The organism is Calditrichota bacterium (assembly GCA_020637445.1).
Lineage (GTDB): Bacteria > Electryoneota > RPQS01 > RPQS01 > RPQS01 > JABWCQ01.
The window spans coordinates 1,147,228-1,172,722 of record JACJVZ010000001.1 but is presented as its reverse complement, the minus strand read 5'-3'; the positions used below and the strand labels follow the sequence as shown (position 1 = coordinate 1,172,722).

23 protein-coding genes and 1 tRNA gene are annotated in these 25,495 nt (G+C 53.4%); 19 read left to right on the top strand and 5 right to left on the bottom strand.

The window, feature by feature from the left end:
* The 16 genes from H6507_04950 (at position 1) to H6507_04875 (ending at position 17,268) form a co-directional block, all read left to right on the top strand.
* Complete coding sequence (locus tag H6507_04950; GenBank protein ID MCB9368437.1) at positions 1 to 1,632, top strand: hypothetical protein; 1,632 nt, start codon at positions 1 to 3, stop codon at positions 1,630 to 1,632.
* A gap of 7 nt (positions 1,633 to 1,639) precedes the next feature.
* Complete coding sequence (locus H6507_04945) at positions 1,640 to 2,467, top strand: glycosyltransferase family 2 protein (GenBank protein MCB9368436.1); 828 nt, start codon at positions 1,640 to 1,642, stop codon at positions 2,465 to 2,467.
* Positions 2,464 to 3,651, top strand: a complete 1,188-nt coding sequence (locus H6507_04940) for an N-acetylmuramoyl-L-alanine amidase (protein MCB9368435.1) — start codon at positions 2,464 to 2,466, stop codon at positions 3,649 to 3,651. Before H6507_04945 ends, H6507_04940 begins: the two co-directional genes overlap by 4 nt.
* A complete protein-coding gene (murI, locus tag H6507_04935) occupies positions 3,648 to 4,478 on the top strand; it encodes a glutamate racemase (protein MCB9368434.1) in 831 nt (276 codons plus the stop codon). The genes H6507_04940 and murI overlap by 4 nt, the downstream gene beginning before the upstream one ends.
* A gap of 91 nt (positions 4,479 to 4,569) precedes the next feature.
* Positions 4,570 to 5,820, top strand: coding sequence for a transcription termination factor Rho (gene rho / locus H6507_04930; protein ID MCB9368433.1), 1,251 nt, complete (start codon positions 4,570 to 4,572; stop codon positions 5,818 to 5,820).
* A gap of 3 nt (positions 5,821 to 5,823) precedes the next feature.
* On the top strand, positions 5,824 to 6,123 hold the full coding sequence (locus H6507_04925; GenBank protein MCB9368432.1) for a lipid-A-disaccharide synthase N-terminal domain-containing protein: 300 nt from the start codon (positions 5,824 to 5,826) through the stop codon (positions 6,121 to 6,123).
* 36 nt (positions 6,124 to 6,159) lie between these two features.
* Positions 6,160 to 7,365 carry a hypothetical protein gene (locus H6507_04920; protein MCB9368431.1) on the top strand — a complete coding sequence of 402 codons (1,206 nt, stop codon included), beginning with the start codon at positions 6,160 to 6,162 and terminating at the stop codon, positions 7,363 to 7,365.
* Complete coding sequence (locus tag H6507_04915) at positions 7,362 to 8,633, top strand: hypothetical protein (protein ID MCB9368430.1); 1,272 nt, start codon at positions 7,362 to 7,364, stop codon at positions 8,631 to 8,633. Before H6507_04920 ends, H6507_04915 begins: the two co-directional genes overlap by 4 nt.
* Positions 8,634 to 8,638: 5 nt before the next feature.
* On the top strand, positions 8,639 to 9,952 hold the full coding sequence (locus H6507_04910; GenBank protein ID MCB9368429.1) for a serine hydroxymethyltransferase: 1,314 nt from the start codon (positions 8,639 to 8,641) through the stop codon (positions 9,950 to 9,952).
* Positions 9,953 to 9,960: 8 nt separating this feature from the next.
* A complete protein-coding gene (nrdR, locus tag H6507_04905) occupies positions 9,961 to 10,419 on the top strand; it encodes a transcriptional repressor NrdR (GenBank protein ID MCB9368428.1) in 459 nt (152 codons plus the stop codon).
* Complete coding sequence (gene lpxK, locus H6507_04900) at positions 10,419 to 11,381, top strand: tetraacyldisaccharide 4'-kinase (protein ID MCB9368427.1); 963 nt, start codon at positions 10,419 to 10,421, stop codon at positions 11,379 to 11,381. Before nrdR ends, lpxK begins: the two co-directional genes overlap by 1 nt.
* A 212-nt stretch (positions 11,382 to 11,593) precedes the next feature.
* Positions 11,594 to 12,112 (top strand): NADH-quinone oxidoreductase subunit J, encoded by a 519-nt coding sequence (locus H6507_04895; GenBank protein ID MCB9368426.1) that lies wholly within the window; start codon positions 11,594 to 11,596, stop codon positions 12,110 to 12,112.
* A complete protein-coding gene (gene nuoK / locus H6507_04890; protein MCB9368425.1) occupies positions 12,102 to 12,407 on the top strand; it encodes an NADH-quinone oxidoreductase subunit NuoK in 306 nt (101 codons plus the stop codon). The genes H6507_04895 and nuoK overlap by 11 nt, the downstream gene beginning before the upstream one ends.
* A complete protein-coding gene (nuoL, locus tag H6507_04885) occupies positions 12,407 to 14,326 on the top strand; it encodes an NADH-quinone oxidoreductase subunit L (protein ID MCB9368424.1) in 1,920 nt (639 codons plus the stop codon). The genes nuoK and nuoL overlap by 1 nt, the downstream gene beginning before the upstream one ends.
* Before the next feature lie 3 nt (positions 14,327 to 14,329).
* Complete coding sequence (locus H6507_04880; protein ID MCB9368423.1) at positions 14,330 to 15,844, top strand: NADH-quinone oxidoreductase subunit M; 1,515 nt, start codon at positions 14,330 to 14,332, stop codon at positions 15,842 to 15,844.
* Positions 15,841 to 17,268 carry an NADH-quinone oxidoreductase subunit N gene (locus tag H6507_04875; GenBank protein MCB9368422.1) on the top strand — a complete coding sequence of 476 codons (1,428 nt, stop codon included), beginning with the start codon at positions 15,841 to 15,843 and terminating at the stop codon, positions 17,266 to 17,268. The genes H6507_04880 and H6507_04875 overlap by 4 nt, the downstream gene beginning before the upstream one ends.
* Positions 17,269 to 17,337: 69 nt before the next feature.
* Here H6507_04875 and H6507_04870 read toward each other — a convergent pair whose 3' ends face one another.
* The 5 genes from H6507_04870 to H6507_04850 form a co-directional block, all read right to left on the bottom strand.
* Positions 17,338 to 18,549 carry an aminotransferase class I/II-fold pyridoxal phosphate-dependent enzyme gene (locus H6507_04870; protein MCB9368421.1) on the bottom strand — a complete coding sequence of 404 codons (1,212 nt, stop codon included), beginning with the start codon at positions 18,547 to 18,549 and terminating at the stop codon, positions 17,338 to 17,340.
* Positions 18,550 to 18,577: 28 nt separating this feature from the next.
* On the bottom strand, positions 18,578 to 20,236 hold the full coding sequence (locus H6507_04865; GenBank protein MCB9368420.1) for an MFS transporter: 1,659 nt from the start codon (positions 20,234 to 20,236) through the stop codon (positions 18,578 to 18,580).
* 16 nt (positions 20,237 to 20,252) lie between these two features.
* Positions 20,253 to 21,185 carry a cobalamin-binding protein gene (locus tag H6507_04860; GenBank protein ID MCB9368419.1) on the bottom strand — a complete coding sequence of 311 codons (933 nt, stop codon included), beginning with the start codon at positions 21,183 to 21,185 and terminating at the stop codon, positions 20,253 to 20,255.
* A complete protein-coding gene (gene glgB / locus H6507_04855; protein ID MCB9368418.1) occupies positions 21,175 to 23,091 on the bottom strand; it encodes a 1,4-alpha-glucan branching protein GlgB in 1,917 nt (638 codons plus the stop codon). Before glgB ends, H6507_04860 begins: the two co-directional genes overlap by 11 nt.
* Before the next feature lie 149 nt (positions 23,092 to 23,240).
* A tRNA-Asn gene (locus H6507_04850) sits at positions 23,241 to 23,312 on the bottom strand.
* Between the two features lie 249 nt (positions 23,313 to 23,561).
* Here H6507_04850 and H6507_04845 point away from each other — a divergent pair.
* From H6507_04845 to H6507_04835, 3 genes are all read left to right on the top strand, one after another.
* Entirely contained in the window at positions 23,562 to 23,906 is a 345-nt protein-coding gene (locus tag H6507_04845) for a histidine triad nucleotide-binding protein (GenBank protein MCB9368417.1), read from the top strand.
* Between the two features lie 32 nt (positions 23,907 to 23,938).
* Positions 23,939 to 24,355 (top strand): tetratricopeptide repeat protein, encoded by a 417-nt coding sequence (locus H6507_04840; GenBank protein MCB9368416.1) that lies wholly within the window; start codon positions 23,939 to 23,941, stop codon positions 24,353 to 24,355.
* A 147-nt stretch (positions 24,356 to 24,502) separates the two neighbouring features.
* The gene (locus tag H6507_04835; protein MCB9368415.1) at positions 24,503 to 25,492 is read left to right on the top strand and encodes an AAA family ATPase; all 990 of its coding nucleotides are present in this window, start codon (positions 24,503 to 24,505) and stop codon (positions 25,490 to 25,492) included.
* Positions 25,493 to 25,495: the final 3 nt, after the last annotated feature.

Genomic DNA, 25,495 nt, shown 5'->3' with positions numbered 1-25,495 from the left:
ATGCGTGCCGCAACGCTTATCTTGTTGGTCTGCGCGTCGACGCTCTTTGCACAAGAGTACGACGATTTGATTGAAGACGTTGCTGCTTCGTCCGATCAAGAATCTCCTTTGCCCGCCGAATGGACAGCCGACTCGCTTTTTGAACAGGCAAGAGCTGTTTCCGGTTCCCGGCAACGCGTGCGCTTCGTTTCGTCATTTGCTTGGAATGAACGGCGTGATTTGCCCCTTGGATGGCCCGGCACGTGGGCTCGAACGAAACTCGCTACGGGGCTCGGTTCCCGAACTCGTTCGGAAAGTCTGCTCGTTCGACGGATTGATGACCCTCGTACAGTCGATGAAGTTCACATCTTGGTTTCCGGAACATACCAACCGGCTGATGTTCAATTCGCTGTCGGAAGTTTTCAGCTCGATTGGGGGCTTGGAGTTCTAAACAGCTCGTCTTTCGGTGCGGCGCGCAAGTTTGCATACATTGCAAACACGGTTGCATCGCCGGGATCAGGCATTATCTCGCGCACAACGTCCCGCGAAGAAAGTTGGTTGCGTGGTGCAGCCGTGTCTAAAACCTCGCACGGTTTTTTCGTCGCGCTGTGGGGAAACAGACGTGACTGGAATGGTGATGTCTCGTCAGAACCGGCCCGTCTGACCGGAGTTCTCTCGACTTCATCAGCGACGGCACTGGAGCGGCGGGACAAAATCGAAGAGCAGTCCGTCGGCGGCGCACTAAAGTGGTCGCGCAGCAAATCTACGATTGGACTCTTGACACAGGCCAACGAATTCGAGCCGGAAGTTGGGGACACTGGCCGCAGGCTTTGGTCTGCTTCGCTCACCGGTTCCACAGCCACAGGTCCCGTCAGCGCCGTTGCTGAATTGGCCCGGTCGGGAGCGGAATCCGCGTGGTCCGCAATCTTGTCGCATGGAACGGGACGCCTGCGCAGTGCGTTCTATGCCATGTATGCCTCGCCCGAGTACTTTGCTCCGCGCAGCCAAAGCCCCTTTAGCTTTGGAGAAGAATTCCAAAACTCGAGAATCTTCGGGCTCCGGCTCGCAGTCAACCAAGGCCGACACGGCATTTCTTTGGACACGCGCGTCAATCGAACGCCGGGCTCTACTTCGACGGCGGCGCCGTATCGAAAAAGTGAAGACCTGTTGGTCAACTGGCTCTTCAAGGCGTCTGCCACAGTAGATTTGAACAACCGGGCTTCTTTTTCGGTCCGCGACTTAGGAAGTGGTCAAGAACGCTTCAGCCGCAGTTTCCGCTTTGAACCGGTCTGGTATCAATCAGCGACATGGTCAATGCGTGCCGAACTGCGCAACACGGACTATCTCCGTGAACCTTCAGGCGACGGTCAGTATCTGCATTTGCAGGTCGTGAAACGTTCGGGAAAGGTGAGGCCGGGTGCCAGAGTCGCATTCTTTAGTCTCGATGAACTTGATCTTCCCATGCTCGTCTACGAGCCAACGGTGGACGGCGCGTATCCGCTTGAAACATTGTCCGGGAGTGGTTCCCGAATCGCCGGATGGTGCCGCGCCCAGTTCGGAAAGTGGCGGGCCGTCGCCAAGATTGCTCAACTCAGACGCGCGTCAGAACAAAGTTTACTCGAGTTTGCCATAGGAATTGGATATCATCAGTAGTCCGCGTGTGAAAGTCGGCGTCATCATTCTCAACTGGAACGGTTTGGCCGATACGCGCGAGTGCTTGCAGTCGCTTCTTCCTGCGCCGTCGTGGGCGCAAGTCATGGTCGTCGACAACGGATCGTCGGACGACAGCGTCGCACAACTCCGGGCCGAATTCGGATCGCAAATCACGCTGATCGAAACCGGCGCCAATCTGCTTTTTGCCGGAGGAAACAACGTAGGCGTGCAAGCGGCGTTGGATTCCGGATGCGATGCCGTGCTGCTTCTGAACAATGACACGTTCGTCGAAGTGTCGACACTGCAAATGCTCTATGAAGCAGCGAACCGGCATCCCGAGTCGTTGCTGTGCCCGAAGATTCTTTACGCGTCCGACGCCAAGCGGCTCTGGTATGCCGGAGGACTCTGGAAGGGCGGCCGCATCGCCCATCGCGGTATCCGCGAACTCGATTACGGCCAATACAACCGCGAAGAACAAACGGCATGGGGAACCGGCTGCGCGTTGTGGATTCCCCGAGGCGCAATCGACCAAGTCGGAATGCTGGATGACGAATTCAAGCTCTACTACGAAGACGTTGAATTTTGCATTCGCTGCAAGGCTAACGGTATCGAAACCACGTACGTTCCGTCTTCAAGAGTCTGGCACAAAGTTTCTTCTTCTCTCGGCGGGCACGGTACATTCAAGAAACAACGCCGCAAACTGAACAGTCTCGGCTTAATGCTTGAAAAAATCGAGGCGTCTCCCGTCGTCATCTTCGGTGCGTATTTGAATATGCTTTTTCTCGACCCGCTGCGCGCACTCTTCGCAAAACTGTTTAGTCTCATTTCCCGATGACTTCAACACGCAAATCCGGCAAATCATGCGCGAGAGCAGCGGCTCTCGTCGCGTTGTGTTTCCTTTTGGCGACACAAGGATTCGCCGCGCAGACTATTCTCCTGACTGATTTAGCCGGAACTCCCGTCGCGCGTTTGCCGTTTATGAACAGAGGCGAAATTCGCATAATTCCGCTCTCAATGCTTGGCAAGTATGCTGGGTTCGAATTCACAAACGAAAAACAGCGTCAAAAAGTCGTTTCACCGGGTTGCATTACATATCTCGAACCAAAGAATAGTTTCGGCGAGGTCAACGGATCTTTTGTCCAGCTTCCTGTTCCTGTCGAAACATGGGATGGTTCACTTTGGTTGCCCTATGACCACCTCGATGATCTTTTTCCCACGACGGTTGAACTGAGCGAAACGGGCGACGTGATTCGTCTCTTGGGAATTGCGGACTCTACGGACGGAGTTGTCAAACCGCTCGAGCAACCCAAACCTGATACCACCGGATGGAAACTCGGCAAAGTAATTATCGATCCCGGTCACGGAGGTAAGGACCCCGGTTGCCGCGGATTGATTGACATGGACGAGAAAGACATCGCTCTGGACATCGCCCGCCGGCTTGAGTCGGCCTTGACCGCCAATGGCATCCCGTCCGTGATGACTCGCAGAGACGACAAGTTCTTGACCTTGTCCGGCCGCACGAGAATGGCCAATGCCGAAGCCGGTGATCTCTTCATTTCTTTGCATTGCAACAGCTACGAAGACCCGACTATCGGCGGTGCAGAGTGCTATATCTTGAAACCCGCGCGTTCCGAGCGCGCCATTGGCGTCGCCGCGGCGGAAAACCGCGTTGTTGATCTTGAACGAGACTCCGAGCAATACGAAGCCCTGACAGAAGAAAACTACATTCTGTTGTCCATGGCCACGAGTCAATACTTGCATGACAGCGAGCAATGGGCGGAGATTGTGTTGAACGAACTCAAGAACTCCGCTCAAATGAACACTCGCGGAATTGATCAAGCAGGCTTTTATGTGCTGATGGGTGCGTCCATGCCGGCGATTCTCTTAGAGTGCGGCTATGTCACCAATCCTGACGATGTTCGAATCTTGGGCTCCGAACGCGGGCGCCAAAGAGTTGCCGATGCCGTGGCCATGTCGATTACGCAGATGAAAACGGAAATGGAATCGGCCGCCAGATGAGCGACCGTCCCATTGCCGTTTTTGATTCGGGACTTGGCGGACTAACCGTAGTCTCAGCGCTTTACAAGCTGATGCCGCACGAGCATTTCGTGTTCTTTGCCGATCGCGCGCGCGTGCCGTATGCCTCGCTTAGCCCCGCGTTGATTACCCGCTACGCTTGCGAGTCCGCCGCTTTTCTTAAGGAACACGATCCCAAGGCCGCCGTTATCGCATGCAACACGGTCTCGTCTGTTGCTCTGAGTGAAGTCGAAAAAATCTTCGCTGTACCGGTCATAAATGTCCTGCATCCGACGGCGGGCGTCGCCGCGCGGGTCACAAAAAGCCGCAAAGTTGGAGTTCTGGCAACTTCGGCAACCGTTAAGCGGAATACGTATTCGCTCGTCCTGAACGAGTTGCTCCCGGGAGTCGAAGTAACGTCTCAAGGCTGCCCTTTGTTGGTACCTTTGGTTGAAGAAGGCTGGCGCGAAGGCGATATCCCACGTTCCATCGTCGAACACTATTTGGACAAGCTGATCGAAGCCAACGTCGATACGGTCGTGCTCGGATGTACGCACTACGAGTACTTTCGCGAACATATCCAGCAAGCTATGGGGCCGGACGTCACTTTGATCGATACACCCGCAGCGACTGCGGCGGCGCTTGACCATTGGCTTTCCGCAAACCATGAACTGAAGACCAGCGGTGAAGGCAGCGTCAGAGTTTTCAGCAGCGACGTCACCGACGCGCTTTATCGGGTCGTTGAGTCGCTCTTCCCCAGCAATGCAAAAATCAGCATAGACTCGGTTTCTTTGGAACACTTGAGCAAAACCGTTTTCCTTCCGACCTAATCCCGCTTCTGGAGTTTGACACAGTGTTTGCTGTATCATTCTCCCGAACACGTCCCACCTGATCTCTAACCTCTTTCTTTCCCTTCAAATTATGGATATTTCAACACTTCAAGCCATGACGGTACCGGACTTGATTTCCTTGGGCAAACAGCTCGAGGTGCAAGAAACGTCCGGATTGCCCAAGCACGAACTGATCTTCAAGATACTTGCGCGGCAATCTTCTCGTGATGAAGTCTTGACCGCCAGTGGCGTTCTTGAAATTTTGCCCGACGGCTACGGTTTTCTGCGCAGTGCGCACGCGTCGTACTTACCCAGCCCCGACGACGTCTATGTCTCACCGTCGCAAATCAAACGGTTCGGTCTAAGAACCGGACACCTGATCTCCGGCCAAGTTCGCCCACCCAAAGAAGGGGAGCGCTTCTTCGCGCTCTTGAAAGTCCACAACGTCAACGGTGCAAATCCAGACGTTGCCAAAGAAATTGTCCATTTTGATGACTTGACTCCGATCTATCCGAATTCAAAATTCCGGATGGAGATGGATTCCAAAGATCTCACTTTGCGTGTCATTGACATCTTTTCGCCCGTGGGAATGGGGCAGCGCGGCCTCGTTGTCGCGCCGCCGCGCACAGGCAAAACGATCATACTCCAAAAGATCGCAAATGCCATTACGACTAACCATCCTGACATCGAGCTGCTCGTGCTTTTGATTGACGAGCGTCCGGAAGAAGTCACTGACATGGAAAGATCTGTGAGAGGAGAAGTCGTCTCATCGACCTTTGATGAAAAGGCGGAACGGCATGTTCAAGTGGCCAATATGGTTCTCGAACGTGCCAAGCGAATGGTCGAAATGGGTAAAAACGTGGTGATTCTGCTCGATTCGATTACGCGTCTGGCACGCGCGCACAACGCCGTCATGCCGCACTCCGGCCGAGTACTGTCCGGAGGTATCGATGCGAGTGCGCTCTACGAGCCGAAACGATTTTTCGGTGCCGCGCGTAATATCGAAGAGGGGGGAAGTCTCACGATTTTGGCCACGGCCCTGATCGAGACTGGATCTCGTGCCGACGAAGTCATCTTCGAAGAATTCAAGGGTACGGGAAACCTCGAACTTGTACTTGACCGCCGTTTGGCTGAATTCCGTATTTTCCCGGCGATCGACGTTTTGCGCTCGGGAACGCGCCGCGAGGAACAACTGCTTTCGCCCATGGTCCTGCAAAAAATGTATGCCTTGCGAAGCGTGCTGGACCACAACAATTCGGTCGAGTCGATGAAGTTCATTCTCGACAAGATGCGTGACACGCGTTCAAATGCTGAGTTCTTCGAACTCATGACCAAGTCCTAATCGATGACGCTTCCGATAGTCGGACAGGTCAACGTCGACGGCTGGACGGCTCTCGGCCTGATCGGACAGGTCTTGTTCTTCATGCGTTTTATCATTCAGTGGATTGCCACTGAAAAGGCGCGCCGCACAGTGATCCCAAAATCGTTCTGGTTTTTCTCTATTGCCGGAGCGATGGTATTGCTGTTTTACTCCTTTATCCGAAAAGACCCCGTTTTCATCGCCGGCTATTTGCTCGCGATGGTCATCTACTTTCGAAACCTCCGTTTCGCGCTTCGTCCGGAATCTGTGAACTTGCCGGACTAATCTCTTTCATTCCTACCAACCAAAACTCTATTGACTTTGACAAGTTACGTCCGTCTGCTTGTTCCGGCTCTGTTGTTGCTGGCGCTCGGCTGTGCGCAGCGGGACACTGACGCCGGTTCCGATGCGATTCCCGTCAAACCTGTGGACTACGAAGGCCAAACGTTGATCGCAGCCACTCGTTCCGCCGAATGGACAAGAAACCTCTCCAACGGTTCGAGTGCAACGATGCAAGTCGGTGAAGATGCCGCGTTCAAGGCAGTCACAGCTCTGCGCTACCTCCCCAACGAAATTTTGCCTGACAGCTTTCACCTCGACACCGTGCGCATTCGTTTTCGCGTCGACCAAGTCTATCCCGGTCGCGGTGAAGCTCCCGATTTGCGTATGTTGATCAAACGGATTACCGAATACTGGAGTGAAGATTCACTCTTTAGTGAGTCACTTCCCAACCGGGACTCCTATCCCGTTATCGACACGCTCCTTCTGCCGACGTCCGTGCTGGATACGGCAACGTCGGTACCTCCGGCGGTCTACTGGTATGTTCCGGATTCGATTTTCGAAATTTGGCGCGGACCGGATTCCGCTAATTTCGGAATCTTGCTCGAGGCGGACAATCCGAATGTCATCGTAAGTTTGCAATCGGCAGAGGGCGCCACGGACTACGTCACTCAGTTGGAACTGATTGGCCAGGAGTTTCCCGAAGACTCGGGCTTCGCGGCCTACGACTGGAGTGAAGCACTGTATGCCGTTGACGACGGTTACTTGGCCGTCGATCAAAGCGATTCGCTGGCGGGAAGGCTGCGTATCAGCCAAGGCGTTCATCGCCGCGCACTGCTCTATTTCCCGCTCGATGAAGTCACCGCACATCCTTTCCGTTCGGTCGTCCGCGCATGGATTCACTTGTATGCCGACGTTGATGCGCCCAACACGTTGACCTATACCGGACAAAACTTCCTGTATAAAGACGCGTCGCTTGTGGATACCACGTGGTTTGCGTCGCCTGACAGCGTATTGCAGAATTTCATCGCGCTCTCTTCATCCGAATTCGAAACGGACAACCGAGAGATCAGATTCGAAGTGACGAACAGTCTGGTCGGCATGGTCGGGCAACCGGAGACCAATGGAGGGTTTTCCATTCAAGCGACTCTCGAGAATGACGTTCTGTCCAGACAGTATTTCTACGGTCACGACGGCGAAGTAGATTCCTTGCGCCCGCGCTTGGAGATTTGGTGGGTGGAACAATGAGAATTATAGCCATTCTGCTGCTCTCTTTTCAAGCAGTGATTGCGGGGGGATCGGTATTTGGGCCGCAACCTACCGGTGTGCCTGCGGTAACCGGCGGCGTCCGCGTTGTCGGTCTGGGGGGGGCGGGTCTTGCTATTCAAGACAGCCTTGGAATTCACTCTGACAATGCCGCCGCAGCGGTCAATTTGACCGGAACGGTGCTGCGTGCCGGTGTGCAGTCCGGTCTTTACACGGTATCCGACAAAGATAAGTCAGACAGCGACACTGAATTCGGTTGGCAGGCCTTTCGTTTGTATTTGAATATTCATTCGCGTTACAAAATGGGATTCGGTATTGATCCTGTTTCGACGACCGACTTCAGAACCTACCGGCGCGACACGTTGTCTTATCTGGGTGATTCGGGCACGGAATATGAAATCTACGAAGATCGCGCTTTTTGGAAAGGCAGCAGCGTAAACATCCGCTGGGATCATGCGCTGAAGATTTCCAACAAACTCGCCATCGGCGCAACCGCAGCGTTCCTGACCAACTACCGGGAAATCAACAACACGCTGGATTTCTATCCGCTTGATCCCGACGAAGCAAAAGCAGACAGCGTTCAACGCGGCCGTGACGTCTATTACCACGATGTACAGCGCTTCAAAGGATTCTGGGGCGGTCTGTCGCTGCTTGCCGCGCCGACCGAGAAATTGTCAATCGGAGCCTATTGGAACTCGCAAGCCGGAGGAAACTGGCAAACCGAACAGACGATCAACAACGGTAGGGAGTTTTCGACCGACAACACGAGCGGAAGCCGTCCCGGTGAGTTCGGCGTCGGAGTTGGTTATCGTTGGACTCGCCAGTGGGCTTCCTACGTCGATGTCAAACAACAGAGCTGGAAAGTCAAACAATTTGGTCCACTCTACGAAGACAAAGGTCTTGACAAAACCGATGCCTTTGCGGTTATGTTAGGCGCCGAAAAACTCGGCGGCACGCGTATCACCGATGAAGGGTTTGACCGCTGGGACTACCGCGCTGGCGTCGCCTTTAGAAAACAACCTTGGCAAGTCATAACTCCTTCCGGCACGGGAGACGTTACCGAAACGGCTCTCTCGCTTGGAGTTTCCATTCCGCTTGCACAGCAAGTCGGAAAAGTACATACAGCATTCGAATTTGGTCAGCGATCCGCTTCGGACGCTGACATAACAGAAACTTTTGCAAGATTCTATTTGCAGCTTGACATGCACGAACAATGGTTCAAGCGCGAACAACGTAAGCTGCGGGATTAATTCACATGAGCGCACATCTTAAGAATCTCTTAGCCGCTTCCGATCCAGACGTTTCCGCGATCATCGAGCGTGAACGTCTGCGGCAGAACGAAGGTCTGGAACTGATCGCATCCGAAAACTTTGTCTCGCCCGCTGTCCTCGAAGCGATGGGCAACGTGATGACAAACAAATATGCTGAAGGACTTCCCGGAAAACGTTACTACGGTGGCTGCAAAGTCGTCGACGAAGTCGAAACTCTTGCCATCGAGCGCGCGAAAGAACTTTTTGGCGCAAAGTGGGCCAACGTGCAGCCGCACTCCGGTGCGCAAGCCAACATGGCAGTTTACTTCACACTGCTGAAACCCGGCGACAAGATTCTTGGAATGGACCTCGCCCATGGCGGCCATCTGACACACGGTTCACCCGTGAATTTCTCGGGCCGCATGTTTGAAGTCGTCAGCTACGGCGTCACCCGCGACACGAACTTCATCGATATGGATGACGTTGCCGCCAAGGCGCGCGAGCACAAACCCAAGTTGATCATGACCGGTTCGTCGGCCTATCCGCGCAAATGGGAGCTTGCCAAGTTCCGCGAAATCGCTGACGAAATCGGCGCGTATCTGATTTGTGATATGTCGCACTTCTCTGGACTCGTCGCCGGAAAAGTCCACCCGGATGTTTTACCCTATGCTCATGCAGTCACCTCAACCACGCACAAAACTCTCCGCGGACCTCGCGGCGGAATCATTTTGTCTTGTGAAGAAGGCGGTGAGTTGCTGCTCTCCGGCATGCCCAAACCCAAAACCTATTGGGAAGCCTTCGATTCGTGGGTGTTCCCCGGTGTGCAGGGCGGACCGTTGGAGCACGTCATTGCAGCCAAAGCCGTCGCGTTCGGCGAAGCTCTGAAACCCGAGTTCCGCGACTATGCAAAGAAAGTCGTCGAGAATGCGAAAACTCTCGCAGGAGAGTTTATGTCGCTCGGCTACAAAGTCGTTTCCGGCGGCACGGACACGCATCTCGTGCTGATCGACTTGTCGCCCATGGGCAAGACCGGCAAGGCCGCTGAGAAAGCACTCGAACGCGCTGACATTACGGTCAACAAGAATATGGTTCCTTATGATCCGCAAAAGCCGCTCATCACCTCTGGCGTGCGCATCGGGTCGCCCGCCGTCACGTCGCGGGGAATGGGTATCGTTGAGATGAAAAAGATCGTATCTTTGATCGATCAGGTCATCCAAAATCTCGACAGCGACGAAGTTATTGCGAATGTCAAGTCGCAAGTCCACGAGCTGACGCGCGGATTCCCGCTCTATCAGCACGCGTTCCGTTACACACTTTAGGAGCAACTTTGCGCTGCCCATTTTGCAGCACCGATGATGACCGCGTCATTGACTCTCGTCCGGCGAAGGAAGGCCGTGCGATTCGCCGTCGCCGTGAATGTCTGAAATGCGGTCACCGCTTCACGACTTATGAGTCAATTGAAGTACGGACGATACAAGTTATCAAATCCGACGGAGCCCGCGAGCCTTTCGACCGCGAAAAGGTGTATCGCGGGCTTTCGATTGCATGTATCAAACGGCCCGTTACCGCCGAAATGATTGAGAATATGACGGATTCTATCGAGGCTCACGTCTTCGCACTTGCCGAACGTGAAGTTACAGCGGCGCAGATCGGCCAGTGGATTCTGGAAGAACTCTCCAAGGCCGATGAAGTTGCTTACGTTCGCTTCGCATCGGTCTACAAACGGTATGCGTCCGTTGATGAATTCCTTGATGAACTCAAAGGAATTCGGAGCACGCACGCGTGATGCTGACACTTGCCGAGAAGATCTACGGCTCGCTGTCGGGCTCCTATCATCGCAAGTGGGACAAACGGGGTGGATGGAAAGCGCCTGTTCCTGTCATATCTGTAGGCAACATTACTGTTGGGGGTAACGGCAAGACTCCGTTCACAATCGAGCTTGTGCGCTTGCTGTCCGATCGTTTTGAGAGTTTGCGCGGAGAGAACGGCATCGCGATCTTGAGCCGGGGGTATGGAAGGAGAGCAAAAGATCTGTGCGTAGTACAAACAGATGCAGATTTCAAGGAGAGCGGCGATGAGCCGCTCTTAATCAAACGGAATTCTCCTTCGGCCTTAGTGATCGCATATGCCAACCGAGTCGAGTCGGCACGCTTTGCGGTGGAACATTTCGGAGCGAAACTTATCATCTTGGATGACGGGTTTCAGCACCGCCCACTGGCGCGCGACCTCGATATTGTCTTACTCGATTCTGAGCGTCCGCTTGGAAACGGCCACCTGTTGCCGGCTGGTAGGTTACGCGAGCGTCCCGCCGCCTTGAATCGGACAGACTTGATTGTCTCAGTGGGGCAGGAGGGAGCGGCGGAAGCGATTGCCCTGAAGATTGGTAAGCCGCTTATGCATGCAACTACTAACACGTCTGTGCCGGAGGGATTGGCTTCCCGCATGGGACCAGTCTACTTGCTTACAGCGATCGCCCGTTCTTCGCGCGTCCGCCAAACGGCTGAAGACATGAAGCTGAATGTCGTCGGCCATGCTCGTTTTCGCGACCACCACGCTTTTTCGGGCAAAGAACTTGATACGGCAGACCAAACGGCGCGAAAATTAGGCGCATCCGCTATTTTGACTACATCTAAAGACATGATTCGTATCCCCTCATGGCATGGTAATTTACCTCTCTTTGAAATTCCCTTCAGAATTTCACTTGCTGAGTCTGATCAATTACTGAGTCGGGTGGAGGGGTTGTTATGACACGGTTGTTATTGCCTCTCAAATTGTAAAGAGTCGTGTTTTGGAACGTAGCAACAATGCTTGTTCTACTAACTTGCTGATTTGCCTAATCTTCTGAGTGACAGACCTTGCGTAAACCTTCACAAAATGATTGACTCTTTGTGGAGATATAGCTATATTCAGCAATCTATGGATGTTATAGAGTACCCGCGTAGTAACTAACTGGTATGGGTCTGGAGACGATTCTTTTTCTTGTCTTAGCGGCCGGAGCAATCCTGTCCGCTTTGCTTGTCGTTACGTCACCGTCGCCCATCGGTTCCGCGTTGTACCTCGTGGGAACGATGTTCTGTTTGGCTGGCCTCTATGTCCTGCTGAACGCTCCGTTCCTTGCTGCCATCCAGATCATTGTCTATGCAGGAGCCATTATTGTGCTCCTGCTTTTTGTTATTATGCTTCTGAATCTGCGGCGCATCGACGAGGCGCTCCCCAAATTCTGGAGGTTTGCGGGCTTGGTGGTCGCAGGATTGACTCTCTTCGCCCTCTTTATTGCCATCGTGCGCGGCAGTTCGGTGCTTCCAGACATGCCCGCCGTCGGTGAACAGTTCGGCAAAGTCAAAGAACTCGGCAAAATCCTGTTTTCAAAATATCTTTATGCATTTGAAGCCACTTCCGTATTATTGCTGGCCGCAATGATCGGAGCTGTGGCTCTCGTGCGCAAAGAAGGCGGCGAAGGAGGCAAGAATGCAAGTTGAACTTGCTCATTACCTGCTTCTGGCCGCGGTTCTCTTTGGCATCGGCGCGATGGGTGTTCTGACCCGCAAGAACCTCATCATTATTCTGATGTCCGTTGAGCTGATGCTCAACTCTGTCAACCTGACCTTCGTGTCGCTGGCTCGCCATGCCGCCGACCAAGAGGGGCAGGTTGTTGTGTTTTTCGTCTTATGTGTGGCCGCCGCCGAAGTCGCGGTCGGTCTCGCAATATTGATTTCCGTGTGGCGCAAACGCGGCACCATGAACATTGACGCGCTCAGCGCGCTAAAAGGCTGATGCTGGACCTCTTCTATTTGATCCCGCTCTTCCCGCTGTTGGGTGTCCTTCTCAACACGTTTGTTACGCGCGGACAATCCGAGAAGCTCATCGGCGGACTTGCGTCGCTGATGATCTGGGCCAGCTTCGTGGTCGTGCTGGGCGGTCTGTTCCAGCTTATGGGAATGCCTGCCGAGAGCCGCCATTTTGAGCTTGACCTCTTCCGCTGGATCATCGTCGGAGATTTCTCGGCCCAGGCCGGGTTCTTGGCCGATCCGCTTTCGATGATCATGATGTTGATCGTCACCGGAGTCTCCGGTCTAATCCACATCTATTCCATTGGCTACATGCACGGAGATGAAGGATTCCGCAAATTCTTCATCTACCTTAATCTGTTTGTATTCTTCATGCTCCTTTTGGTCATGGGGAACAACTACCTCGTCATGTTTGTCGGTTGGGAAGGTGTGGGACTCTGTTCCTATCTCTTGATCGGCTTCTGGTATACTGATGAGCTGAAGGCTTCCGCAGGTAAGAAGGCCTTCATCATGAACCGTATCGGTGACTTTGGCTTCCTGCTCGCAATCTTCCTGATCTGGACCACGTTCGGTTCGATCAATTTCAGCGAAATTGAGCCGATGGCCCAGGCCTATCCAATCGGTTCCGGCGTCATCACCGCGATCTGCTTGCTGTTGTTCATGGGCGCGACCGGCAAGTCCGCGCAGTTGCCGCTCTATACGTGGCTTCCGGATGCCATGGCCGGTCCGACTCCCGTTTCCGCGTTGATCCATGCCGCGACGATGGTCACGGCTGGAGTCTATATGATCGTCCGTTCGAATTTCTTGTTCTCGCTTTCCCCCGATGCGATGCTCGTTGTCGCGTGGGTCGGTGGCATCACGGCTTTGTTTGCCGCGACGATTGGACTTGTTCAAACGGACATCAAAAAGGTTCTCGCGTACTCGACCGTCAGCCAATTGGGATACATGTTCTTAGCCTGCGGTGTTGGCGCCTACACGGCGGCCGTTTTCCACTTGATGACGCACGCGTTCTTCAAAGGCCTGCTGTTCTTGGGGTCAGGCTCCGTTATTCACGGCATGTCCAATGAACAGGATATCCGCGTAATGGGCGGTCTTAAGAGCAAAATGCCCGTCACGCACTTGACGTTCTTGATCGGCACTCTGGCCATCGCGGGTATTCCCGGACTGGCCGGATTCTTTTCCAAAGATGAAATCCTGTGGAAGACCTACGAATCCCATCATACCATCCTTTGGGTGATCGGCATCACCGCGGCATTCTGCACGTCCTTCTATATGTTCCGTCTTTTGATCCTCACCTTCTACGGAAAATTCCGCGGATCAAAAGCCCAAGAACATCATCTCCATGAGTCGCCCAAGCTGATGACTGTTCCGCTGATAGTGTTGGCGGTGCTGTCGGCCATCGGCGGCTACATCGGCGTTCCCCACGCACTCGGTGGGCACAACATCTTCAATGAGTGGCTTGCGCCGCTGATTTCGGAACACGGCCCTTCCCACGGCGGCGAGCACTATGGAGTTCCCACCGCCGAGTACGTCCTGATGTTCGTTTCGGTATTTATTGCCATTGTCGGTCTATTGCTCGCCCGTAGTTGGTACATGGGCAAGTCTTCCTTGGTCGAGTCGCTCGGAAAATCCGGTATGCGCACCCTGCTCTACAATAAATATTGGGTCGACCAAATTTACGACACTGTGATTTCCCAACCGCTGGTCAAAGCGTCCGAGTTTATGGCTCGCTACATCGACCAAGGCACGGTCGACGGAGCAGTCAATGGAGTAGGCTCGACGGTCACGGGAATCGGCGGCATCTTGCGCAAAGTCCAGACCGGCGTGACTCAGAACTATGCCGTGATGATGGGCGCGGGAACGGTTGCCCTCTTGGGTTTCTTAATTTGGACGGTGCTGGGCTAAGCGATGATTCTGAGTCTCTGCATAGCCATCCCCGCTGTCGCCAGTTTACTGGTGTTGTTCTTGCCGCGCACCTCCCCCAACACGATTCGTTGGACGGCGTTGCTTGCGTCATTGGCCGCGTTCTTCGTTTCGCTGGTCGTCCTGATTAATTTCCAAGTCGGCGAAGCCGGTTTCCAAATGGTCGAGAAAGTTCCGTGGGTTCCATCTATCGGAGCTGACTGGCATCTCGGTGTCGACGGCATTAGTTTGTTCTTGGTCGTGCTAACCACTCTGTTGACGGTGCTCTGCATAATCAGCAGTTGGCATTCGATCACCGACAGGGTCCGTGACTACCATTTCTTCTTTCTGCTGCTTGAAGCGGGAATGATCGGCGTGTTTGTCGCGCTCGATCTGTTTGTCTTTTATGTTATGTGGGAAGTGATGCTGGTCCCGATGTTCTTCTTGATCGGCGTCTGGGGTGGACAACGCAGGCTTTACGCGACGATCAAGTTCTTCCTGTTCACCATGGCGGGGTCCGTGCTCATGCTGGCCGGAATCCTGTATGTTTATTTCAACACGCTCGATCCTGAAACCGGTAAGCACACGTTTGACCTTTTGTTGGCCACCCAGCAATCGGACTTTGCGCTTAACGTCCAGCGCTGGCTGTTCTTGGCCTTTGGATTGGCCTTTGCCATAAAGGTCCCGCTCTTCCCCTTGCATACGTGGTTGCCCGATGCGCACACTGAGGCACCCACAGCCGGTTCCGTAATCCTTGCGGGTGTTCTGCTCAAGATGGGAACTTATGGCTTCCTAAGATTCTGTCTTCCCATGTTCCCTCAGGCTACACTTGAGTTCGTCCCGTGGATTAGCTGGCTTGCCTTGATCGGCATCGTTTACGGTGCTTTGGTGGCAATGGTGCAAAAGGACATGAAGAAACTCGTGGCCTATTCGTCCGTCGCACACTTGGGCTTTGTCATGCTCGGCACGTTTGCTCTGAATCAACAAGGCCTAACCGGCTCGCTGCTTCAGCAGATCAACCACGGTATTTCAACAGGCGCGCTGTTCCTTTTGGTCGGTGTGGTCTACGAACGTCGGCACACGCGACTGATTGCGGATTACGGCGGCATCGCCAAATTCATGCCGGTCTACGCCACGCTTTTCCTAATTATTGCCCTGTCATCGATCGGCTTGCCCACAACCAACGGGTTCGTCGGTGAATTTCTGATCTTGCTCGGCACGTTTTCTTCCAACACTCTCTATGGCGTCATTGCCACGTCAGGTGTGATTTTGGCTGCGGTTTATCTCTTGTGGATGTACCAGCGTGTGTTCTACGGACAGGTCGTACATGAAGAGAACTCGAAACTTAAGGACATAACTCTCGTCGAGGCTCTGCCCATCGTCGTGCTTGTGCTTCTGGCGATTTGGATCGGCGTCTATCCTGAACCGCTGATTGTCCGCATGGAACCTTCGCTGCAGTTGGTACTTGACCGCTTCCAGCAAGGTGATTTCTCGATGCTTCTGGGAGTCCTGCCGCAATGAACTCGAACGATTTCTTGGGCATCATTCCAGAACTGATCGTCGTCCTAACGGCGCTCGTTGCGATTGTCGTCGACGTTCGCAACAAAGAGAAGAATGCGTCCGCGTCGCAGGGGGTTACCATCATCGGTCTTGCCGTGACGGGAATCATCGCGCTCTTCTCGCCCTCCGAGCCCGGCATGTTGATGTCCGGTCAGGTTTTCAATGACGGTTTTTCCGAATGGTTCCGTGCGCTGTTTGCGTTTGTCGGAATGGTCACGGCAATTTATTCGCCGCTCTATCTCCGTTTCCGCAACATTCGCTTGGGCGAATACTATTCCCTGCTGTCGATGTGTGTCTTCGGCATGATGGTGATGGCCACCGCCGCGAATCTACTGTTGTTCTTCGTCGGCCTCGAAACGATGTCGATCGCGCTCTACGTGTTGGTCGGCCTGCGCCGCAACGATGCTTCGTCCATCGAAGGCGGCATGAAGTACCTCGTACTCGGCGCGTTTTCGTCGGCCTTTTTGCTCTATGGCATGGCCCTGATCTACGGCGGCATCGGATCCCTTGACTACGCCGCAATCTCACAGACATTGTTGGACAGCGAAGGCATCGGCCCCATGACCGCCAGCGGTATCGCGCTTCTCTTGGTCGGCTTTGCATTCAAAGTTTCCGCCGTGCCGTTCCATTTCTGGTCGCCTGATGTTTATGACGGCGCTCCGACTTCAATCACGGCCTTCATGTCCACGGGTGCAAAAGCCGCGGCCTTCATTGGACTGATTCGAGTTTTCGGACAATCACTCGCTACGACGTCGCATCATTGGATCACGGCGCTGTCGATTATCGCCGCGTTGACGATGACTATCGGCAACTTTACGGCCTTGCGTCAAGTGAGCGTTAAGCGCATGTTGGCCTATTCGTCCGTTGCGCATGCAGGCTACCTGTTGGTCGGTATCGTAGCCGGAACGCGCGAAGCGTTCGCCGCTTCGGGCTTCTATCTGATCGGCTACGCGCTGATGAACCTCGGCGCGTTCGGTGTGCTGATGCTTCTGAACCAGCGCGGCAAAGGTGACTATTCGTTCGACTCACTGCGCGGCATGGGCACGGTACATCCGGTGCTGGGGCTGACGATGACGGTCTTTATGTTGTCTTTGATCGGCATTCCGCCGACCGCCGGCTTCTTCGGAAAGTTGTATGTCTTTTCTGCCGCCATAAAAGAAGGTCACATTCTGCTTGCGGTGATCGGTTTCTTAAACAGCGCGGTCGCGGCCTACTACTATTTGAAAGTCATTTCGACGATGTATATGACCAAGCCCGAAGGCGACGTCACCGTGCCGCAACCGATGCCCTACAAATTCGCGCTGGCGGTTTCATCTATCTTGATTATCGTGATCGGCTTGTTTCCCGATCAATTGGTCAATGCGATGTTGAACGCGGTTCCATAAGCAAAATTTGCTTCACGAAAAAACCCTTGCATTTCTGCAAGGGTTTTTCTTTTTTCGGTGCTTTTGTAACTACACGTCGACAGTCGCGAATTGTCCGATGAATTCGCCGATCAATCCGTAGGCCTTCTTCAGAGTTTCTTCCGGCGGCAGGAACACGATGCGCAAGTGCTTCGTTTCGGGCCGCTGCCCAAATCCAGAACCATGCACGGTCACCACTCCGGTTGCTTTGATCAACTCCTGCACAAATTTCTCGTCGGCCATCTCGATAGTCAATTTCGGAAAAGCATAAAAAGCTCCCGTCGGCGCGACACACGAAACTCCCGGGATCGCATTCAGCATTTCCACCGATATATCCCGGCGGCGCGACAGCTTCTCTTTGATCACCGTCAAGTGTGATTGATCTCCGTCTAACGCGGGCGCAATCGCGTATTGCTCAGGATGATTGGCCGAAAGTCGCGCGCGCAGAAGTTTGTTGATGGCTTCTACATAATCACCCACTCTCGCCTTATCTCCCGAGACTACACCCCAGCCGATACGAAATCCCGGCGCGACATACGCTTTCGAGAGTCCGTTAAACGTGATCACCGGCTGTTGCGGATCGAGCGAAGCTATTGAGATATGTTCTCCGCCGTCCAGAATCAGTTTGTCGTAAATCTCATCGGCGAAAATCATCAAATTGTGCTTGCGCGCAAGTTCCAAAATTCCCAGCAGAGTGGCCCGGTCGCACACCGACCCAGTTGGATTGTTCGGATTTATCAAGACTATCGCGCGCGTCTTGCTGTTAATCTTGCTCGCGATGTCTTCAATGTCCGGCTGCCAGCCGTTGCTCTCGTCGAGATAATACGGAACTTCCTGCGCTTCCAGTTTCGCCAGCACTGCCGTATACAGCGGATATCCCGGAGTGGGGGTGAGGACGTTCTCTCCCGCATTGACCAGCGCCGACATGCAAACTTCAATCGCTTCGCTCGCGCCGGTCGTTACGAAAATATCCTGAATATTCGTAATCCCGTTGCGCTCCGCGTCGTGCCGGATCGCCTTGATAGCGTCAGGAATTCCTGAAGACGGCGCATAACCGTTGCGATTGTCCCGCATCGCCTTCGCCGTCGCATCTACGACGTGGTCCGGCGTCGCGAAATCAAACAGATTCGGATCGCCGATATTCAAATACAGCATCTCCCTGCCCGTCGCCGCGACTTGCTGTGCCAGCACGACCACGTCGCGTACTGCATATGTCACGTTCGCTGTGCGTTTTGCCGGAGTTATTTTTGTTGAACCGCTCATTGTAGTTTCTCAAAGGTCACTTTAAAGACTAAACATCTTTCTCTTGCCACTTGTGTGCGAAGTACGAATAAATACCGACACCAATGGCCGAGGCTATTCCAATTGCCGCGAACTGGTACCAGAGTTTGTAGGGATGGTACGTGTGCCACAGCGTTTCTGTAACTTTTGCGGCGTTCGATTGCATCACGACGCCCAAAAACTCAGTCGCATGGGTTCGCGCAATGCCTTCGCCTTGAACGTATGCGTCGGTCAGCGCGTTTGAAACGCTGGTTGAATCCACCCCCAACGTTTGAATCTTCGCTTGAATCGCTTCCCGCGACATTCCCCCCGTGATATCGAACTTTTCCGCAAGATATCGCAGTGCGAGGTTTGCCTTGTCACCAAGTTTGTCGTAAACTTCACCGCCACGGAGTGAGCCGTAGCTCCAACCGATCGCCAAGGGAATATTGGCGTAGCCCATGTACAGAGCTTTTTGCCCTTCTGGAGCAATTACGCCGAGATACTCGTTCATCTTCGGGCTTGCCAGCATTTCGCCGATACTGAAGCACAAAATTCCCAGCAAGCAAAGATATCCCGACATCGTAAAACCCGCCGCGACCAATCCGCCCGCCGCGATAGTCATGCCCATCAGAATCGACGTCAATCGACGCATCTTGTGAACGAGGTAAGAAACGAATACCACGCAAATAACAATCAAGCCGGCGTTCGCGTTGATCATCCATTCCTGTGTAATCATCGTGCCGCGAGTCGTCTCGACCGTCATCCACGACGGCAAGTGGAACGCTTCGACGATCATTGAGCTGTCCACCCAATCGACGATGAAATTTGGAAGCATGTCAAAGAGCTGCATAAACATCAGCCAGAAACCGGACATCAGCCAGATGAAGGCGCCGACTCGCGTCGTTCGAATCACGAGTGCACCGAGCGATACCGCGACGACGCCCAAACGAATATTCTCAGGCAGAGGGAGAACGTACACCAAGACTATCGCAACGGCCGCCGCAGGAATCAACCACCACGGGCGGGCCATGTTGATGCACGTCGTCTTGAAAATCGTCCACGGGTTGCCGGTTTGGTCGCCACCTGCCGGAACTTCCTTATAGGTGAGCAGCATCAGGAAGTTCATACTGACAATCACCGCGCAGCCAAAGAACACGGCCGGCCACGAAATTCCATACAGAAAGTGAGCAAGCGGGGGCCCAAGAAAACCACCGATGTTCACGACCATGTAGAAAGTGCCCCATCCTACAGACGAAGTCTCTTTCTTGATCGATTGGACCAGCGTGCCCTGAATTCCCGGTTTGAACACCGCAGTTCCGAACGCCAGTACCGAACAGCCAAACATGAACATGAAGTAGTCACGCTGCGTCGCCATCAGTAGATAACCCGCGGCCTTCAGAGCGATACTCCACGCAATCGTGCGTTTGTAGCCGTATCTGTCGGCAAACCCGCCGGAAAACATTGGCACCAATGATTGCACCAGTGCCCACACGAAGAATATCTGCCCCTTCTGTATCTGTGTGAAGTGCAATCCGTTGATTTCGTCAGCCTGCGCAATGTAAATCGGAATCACGACGCGCACTCCATAGTACGCAAGACGCTCGATCATCTCCATGATATTGAGCATCCAAAATGCCCGGCCGAATTGCCTGAGCTGACCGAATAGACTTCCTTTGTGTTCGCTCACGTCGCCTCTCTTCCTCTTAGTTGTCGAATTCGACAGTCCTGTAGAAATTCAAATAGTCAGGGAAATCGAACACGGCAGGGTGGAGGAGTTGCGCCATCAGTTCCGCCGAGTCCACAAGTCTTGGTCCGGGACGGTTAAAATACGAGTTTCCGTCCACGGCATATGTCATTCCGTTACGATAAGCGCGCAGTTCACGCCAACGCAAATCTTCACCAAATTTGCGGGTGTCCAACAGAGTTCGCTCTAAATCAAATCCGCACGGCATACAAACGATCACGTCCGGATCAGCGTCACACAAATCGTCAAAACTGATCGTCCGTGACTTTCCCCAGTCATTAGTCAGCACGGCCTTTCCACCTACCATCTTTACGAGTTCGGGCATCCAATTGCCCGAGATCATGAGAGGATCAAGCCACTCAAGGCACGCGACTTTCTTCTTCGGAAAAGATTTCGTTCTCTGCTTTAGTGTATCGAGCCTTCCGCGAAGTTTGTCTATCAGCCGAAAAGCGTGGCCTTCGAGTCTGATAGCTCGGGCGACTCGCAGAATATCCGTGTAAAGGTCTTCCAGTCCGAACGTATTCAACGGCAGAACTTGTGGAGCCGTCTCGAGAGTCTCCAACCCAATTCCTTCCAAGTCGCGCGGACTCACCGCGCAAACTTCGCACTGCACTTGAGTCAATATCAAAGTCGGCGCAAGCCGCTTGATAGTGGTCGCATCGACCGAATAGAGCGACTCGCCGGAATCCGCCATTGACCGGACGAGCGCGTCAATTTCGCCGCTGTCTGTTTCAGAGGTAATCCGCGACGACGTGCAGCGCGGACGGTTCAGAACATGCTCCGGATAGTCACACTCGTGACTGATTCCCACAAGCCATTTCTCAGCTCCCAGCGCACACACGATTTCTGTCGCACTGGCAATCAGAGAAACAATCCTCGGATTACCCGTCACTCTTTACCTTCGGTTTGGGGCTCTTAAAAAATACGGCTCCCAACGGCGGAATCGTTAAGTGCAAAGAGCAGGGCCGTCCGTGTGAAGACTTCCGTTCCGTCGTGACGTGGCCCAAGTTTCCCACTCCGGATCCCCAGTAGGCTTCGGCGTCACTATTCAAGATTTCTTCCCAGTCGCCTTCGGTCGAGACCCCAACGCAGTAGTTGTAACGCGGCACGGGCGTGAAATTCAGTGCCACTAAAATGTCGCTGTCGTGTTCGCCGCCATGCCGCAAGAACGTAAAAACCGATTGGTCGCTGTCGTTGCAATCGATCCACTCGAAACCCTCGGAATGAAAATCATTTTTGTGCAGCGCGGGTTCTTCGAAATAGAGTTTGTTCAAGTCGCGAACCCACTTCTGCATTCCGGCATGTGACGGAAAACTCAGCAAATTCCAATCCACGGAGTCGTCGTGGTTCCACTCCCGCCATTGCCCGATTTCTCCTCCCATAAACAGAAGTTTCTTCCCCGGCATGCCCCACATATACCCGTACAGCGTGCGCAAGTTCGCGAACTTCTGCCACATGTCCCCGCTCATCTTGTTCAAGAGCGAGCCCTTGCCGTGCACGACTTCGTCGTGTGAGAGCGGCAGTACGAAATTCTCCGTCCACGCATAGAGCATGCGGAACGTCAATAAATGGTGATGGTACTTGCGAAACACCGGATCAAGCTTCATATATTCAAGCGTATCGTGCATCCAGCCCATGTCCCATTTCATCCTGAAACCAAGTCCCCCGATATAAGGGGGGCGCGACACCATGGGCCACGACGTGCTCTCCTCGGCTACGGGAATCGTTCCCGGAAAGGCTGTGCACACTTCATGATTGAGTCGCTTTAAGAACTCAATGGCTTCGATGTTTTCTTTTCCGCCGTACTGGTTCGGAATCCATTCGCCGTCCTGACGGGAGTAGTCCAAATACAGCATCGAGGCGACGCCGTCCACTCGCAAACCGTCCGCATGATAAACGTCCATCCAGAAAAAGGCCGAGCTGATCAAGAAGCTGCGAACCTCGTCTCTGCCGTAATTAAAGATGAAACTGCCCCAGTCCGGATGAAATCCCTGACGGCGGTCGGCATGTTCGAAAACGTAAGTCCCGTCGAAAAATCCCAGTGAAAACTCATCCGTCGCAAAATGTGAAGGCACCCAATCGAAAATCACGCCGAATCCGTGCTGATGAAGTTGGTCGATTAGGTACATCAGGTCTTGCGGTGCGCCGTAGCGCGCGCTCGGTGCGAAATACGAACTTGTTTGATAGCCCCACGATCCGTAGTAGGGATGTTCCATCACTGGCAAAAACTCCACGTGCGTGAAGCCATTCTCTTTCAGATAACGGACAAGCCTCGGAGCCAGTTCGCGATAGTGCAGCGAGCGATTGTGATCGTCACGCACCTTATCCCAACTTCCCAAATGCATTTCGTAAATGCTGATCGGTGCGTCGTCCGCGTTTCTTTTCGAGCGCCCGGCCAGCCATTCATGATCATGCCATTCGTAGGATGTGTCATGCACCACTGAAGCTGTCTTCGGCGGCATCTCCGTACGAAACGCGAAAGGATCTGCTTTATCGACTTCGTATCGGGAGACGCGGGAACGAATATGATACTTGTAGTTGTCTCCGGCCTTCACGTCCGCGACAAAACTTTCCCATATGCCACTCGATTCAATCTGAACCAAAGGGTGCGAATTCGGATTCCAGCTATTGAAGTCGCCGATCACCGAGACCTCGCGGGCGTCAGGTGCCCATACGGAAAAAACCACTCCCGGTTGACCATCACGAGTCTCTATGTGAGCTCCCAGTTTCTGGTACAACCTAAAGTGGCTGCCTTCATTAAAAAGGTATCTGTCTTGGGGTGTCAGTCGCGTTGACATGGTAAGGGAAGGGCTACTTGAGTTGATAACTTCACAATATACAGGGAAATTGCCGGAACTTCAAGGCGAGTACAGTCGTAAATTCAGTCATATATGGTTACTTTTGGCCAACAAAAAAGGGCCAGCGTTTCATCGCCAGCCCGTTCCTGCTCCGGAGGAGGGATTCGAACCCCCGACCTAGTGGTTAACAGCCACCCGCTCTACCGCTGAGCTACTCCGGAAAGAAGCACGAATCTAACGAATTTCACGGAACTTGTCAAGCTGCCGAGCCCTTGCCTTCGACCATTTCCAGCGGTTTCGGGCTTGAATCTTTGCGCAAGTTGCCCTATATTGAGAGACTTAAAACGAAAGCACTACGAAAGAGGACAAAATGGGACGCAACAAAACCTTGATGAAGCGTCATCACCGCGCCAAATTGCGCCGGATTCGCGCCAAAATTCGCGCAGCGAAAGCAGCCGCAAAGAAGTAAAATGGAAAAGACGATTTTCGGGAGAATTATCGATGGTGAAATACCCGCCGACAAACTCTTGGAAAACGAAGACTTAATTGCGATTCGGGACATCAACCCGCAAGCCCCAACCCACGTCCTGATCATCCCCAAAAGGCCTCTGGTGGGAATCTCTGATTCAACCAAAGCTGATGACCCTTTGTTGGGAAAACTCCTCGGTGCGGCCAGGGACCTCGCCAAGGACCTTGGCTTAAAAGACGGCGGGTATCGTGTCGTTATAAACAATGGGGAGTCTGCGGGGCAATCCGTGCCGCACCTTCATTTGCACCTCCTTGGGGGCCGGGATTTCCGCTGGCCGCCAGGCTGATTCTGTCATTCGAAACCATGAGGTTCATCAATATGCGTCGAGCAGTTGTCCGTCTTGCCCTGTTGTCGTTGACTATCGGGTTGTTTGCGCTTGTCGGTTGCAAGTCTGGACCTACCGAACAAGAGATCTTCGACAAAGCCACAGCCGCGCAAGAGCAAAGTGATTTCCCGTCGGCAATCAAGGCGTACGAAGAACTCGTTCAAAAGTACCCGAAATCCGGCTTCGCCCCCAAGTGCCAGTTCATGATCGGCTATCTCTATGCCAACCACCTCAAGGATGAGGACAAGGCTCGAGCTGCCTACCAAGTCTTTATCAAGAACTACCCGGAAGACAATCTTGTCAAAGATGCACAGTGGGAGCTTGATCATTTGGGACAGGATGTGAATCAAATTGACGAACTGAATAAGCTCATTGGTACACCCGATTCCACCGAGAAGACTCAGGGTTAAGGTTGCCTTGTAAGACACGTTCATTTTAGATCCCCGAGAGGGGGTCTAATTTTTTTTTGTTCCCATGGGAACCAAGCAATTCGTTCAGGTGTTTATTCTCATAAACACAGTAGACTGTCGGTAACAACTTAGAAAGTAGAAACTTGTATGGATGCGGACATCCGGGAACTTACTCTTCGTATTGAGCGGGAAGCCGAACTGGCCGACCGAATTCTGGCCGAAGCGGGGAAAATCGTCGTTGGCCAGAAGTACATGCTCGAACGGCTCTTAATCGGGCTCTTTTCTAATGGACACGTGCTTCTTGAAGGCGTACCCGGGCTGGCCAAAACCCTCACAATCAAGACTTTGGCGTCCACCGTTTCTGCCCAGTTTCAGCGTATTCAGTTCACGCCTGATTTGCTTCCTGCGGACTTAGTCGGTACCTTGGTTTACAATCAAAAAGACGGAGCCTTTACAACTAAGAAAGGTCCGATCTTTACCAACTTTGTCCTCGCTGACGAAATCAACCGTGCGCCTGCGAAGGTTCAGTCGGCCCTGCTCGAATCCATGCAAGAGCAGCAAGTCACTATCGGCGACCACACCTATCCGCTCCCGCAACCGTTCTTGGTTTTGGCCACTCAAAACCCCATAGAGCAGGAGGGAACCTACCCGCTTCCGGAAGCACAGGTTGACCGGTTCATGCTCAAAGTCAAGGTGGACTATCCCCGCCGCGAAGAAGAAGCGCGCATTATGCGCACGTTCTCTCGGACTGAGCAGCCGACCACCCGTGCGGTTGCTACGACAGAGGAACTCTTGCGCATTCGCTCGCTGGTCGAGTCGATTTATGTCGATCCCAAGATCGAAGACTATGTGCTTGATCTCGTCTTTTCCAGCCGCCAGCCCGAACAACACAAACTTCCCGAATTGAAGCCGTTGATTCAGTATGGAGCTTCGCCGCGCGCGTCCATCTTCCTCTTGAAGGCCGCACGTGCCCACGCCTTTTTGCGTCATCGCGGCTATGTCGTTCCCGAAGACATCCGAGCCATCGGGTTGGATGTTCTGCGCCATCGTATCGGAGTCACTTATGAAGCGGAAGCTGAAGAAGTGACAACTGAAGCGATTGTCGAAAAGATCTTCGGAGCGGTCGAGGTCCCCTAAACC

Coding starts and splice junctions, on each gene's coding strand:
- H6507_04840 (MCB9368416.1), top strand. CDS start 23,939: ATGCGTCGAGCAGTTGTCCGTCTTGCCCTGTTGTCGTTGACTATCGGG.
- H6507_04940 (MCB9368435.1), top strand. CDS start 2,464: ATGACTTCAACACGCAAATCCGGCAAATCATGCGCGAGAGCAGCGGCT.
- glgB (MCB9368418.1), bottom strand. CDS start 23,091: ATGTCAACGCGACTGACACCCCAAGACAGATACCTTTTTAATGAAGGC.
- H6507_04925 (MCB9368432.1), top strand. CDS start 5,824: ATGACGCTTCCGATAGTCGGACAGGTCAACGTCGACGGCTGGACGGCT.
- nuoL (MCB9368424.1), top strand. CDS start 12,407: ATGCTGGACCTCTTCTATTTGATCCCGCTCTTCCCGCTGTTGGGTGTC.
- lpxK (MCB9368427.1), top strand. CDS start 10,419: ATGCTGACACTTGCCGAGAAGATCTACGGCTCGCTGTCGGGCTCCTAT.
- rho (MCB9368433.1), top strand. CDS start 4,570: ATGGATATTTCAACACTTCAAGCCATGACGGTACCGGACTTGATTTCC.
- H6507_04845 (MCB9368417.1), top strand. CDS start 23,562: ATGGAAAAGACGATTTTCGGGAGAATTATCGATGGTGAAATACCCGCC.
- H6507_04880 (MCB9368423.1), top strand. CDS start 14,330: ATGATTCTGAGTCTCTGCATAGCCATCCCCGCTGTCGCCAGTTTACTG.
- nuoK (MCB9368425.1), top strand. CDS start 12,102: ATGCAAGTTGAACTTGCTCATTACCTGCTTCTGGCCGCGGTTCTCTTT.
- H6507_04835 (MCB9368415.1), top strand. CDS start 24,503: ATGGATGCGGACATCCGGGAACTTACTCTTCGTATTGAGCGGGAAGCC.
- H6507_04870 (MCB9368421.1), bottom strand. CDS start 18,549: ATGAGCGGTTCAACAAAAATAACTCCGGCAAAACGCACAGCGAACGTG.
- H6507_04875 (MCB9368422.1), top strand. CDS start 15,841: ATGAACTCGAACGATTTCTTGGGCATCATTCCAGAACTGATCGTCGTC.
- H6507_04910 (MCB9368429.1), top strand. CDS start 8,639: ATGAGCGCACATCTTAAGAATCTCTTAGCCGCTTCCGATCCAGACGTT.
- H6507_04950 (MCB9368437.1), top strand. CDS start 1: ATGCGTGCCGCAACGCTTATCTTGTTGGTCTGCGCGTCGACGCTCTTT.
- murI (MCB9368434.1), top strand. CDS start 3,648: ATGAGCGACCGTCCCATTGCCGTTTTTGATTCGGGACTTGGCGGACTA.
- H6507_04915 (MCB9368430.1), top strand. CDS start 7,362: ATGAGAATTATAGCCATTCTGCTGCTCTCTTTTCAAGCAGTGATTGCG.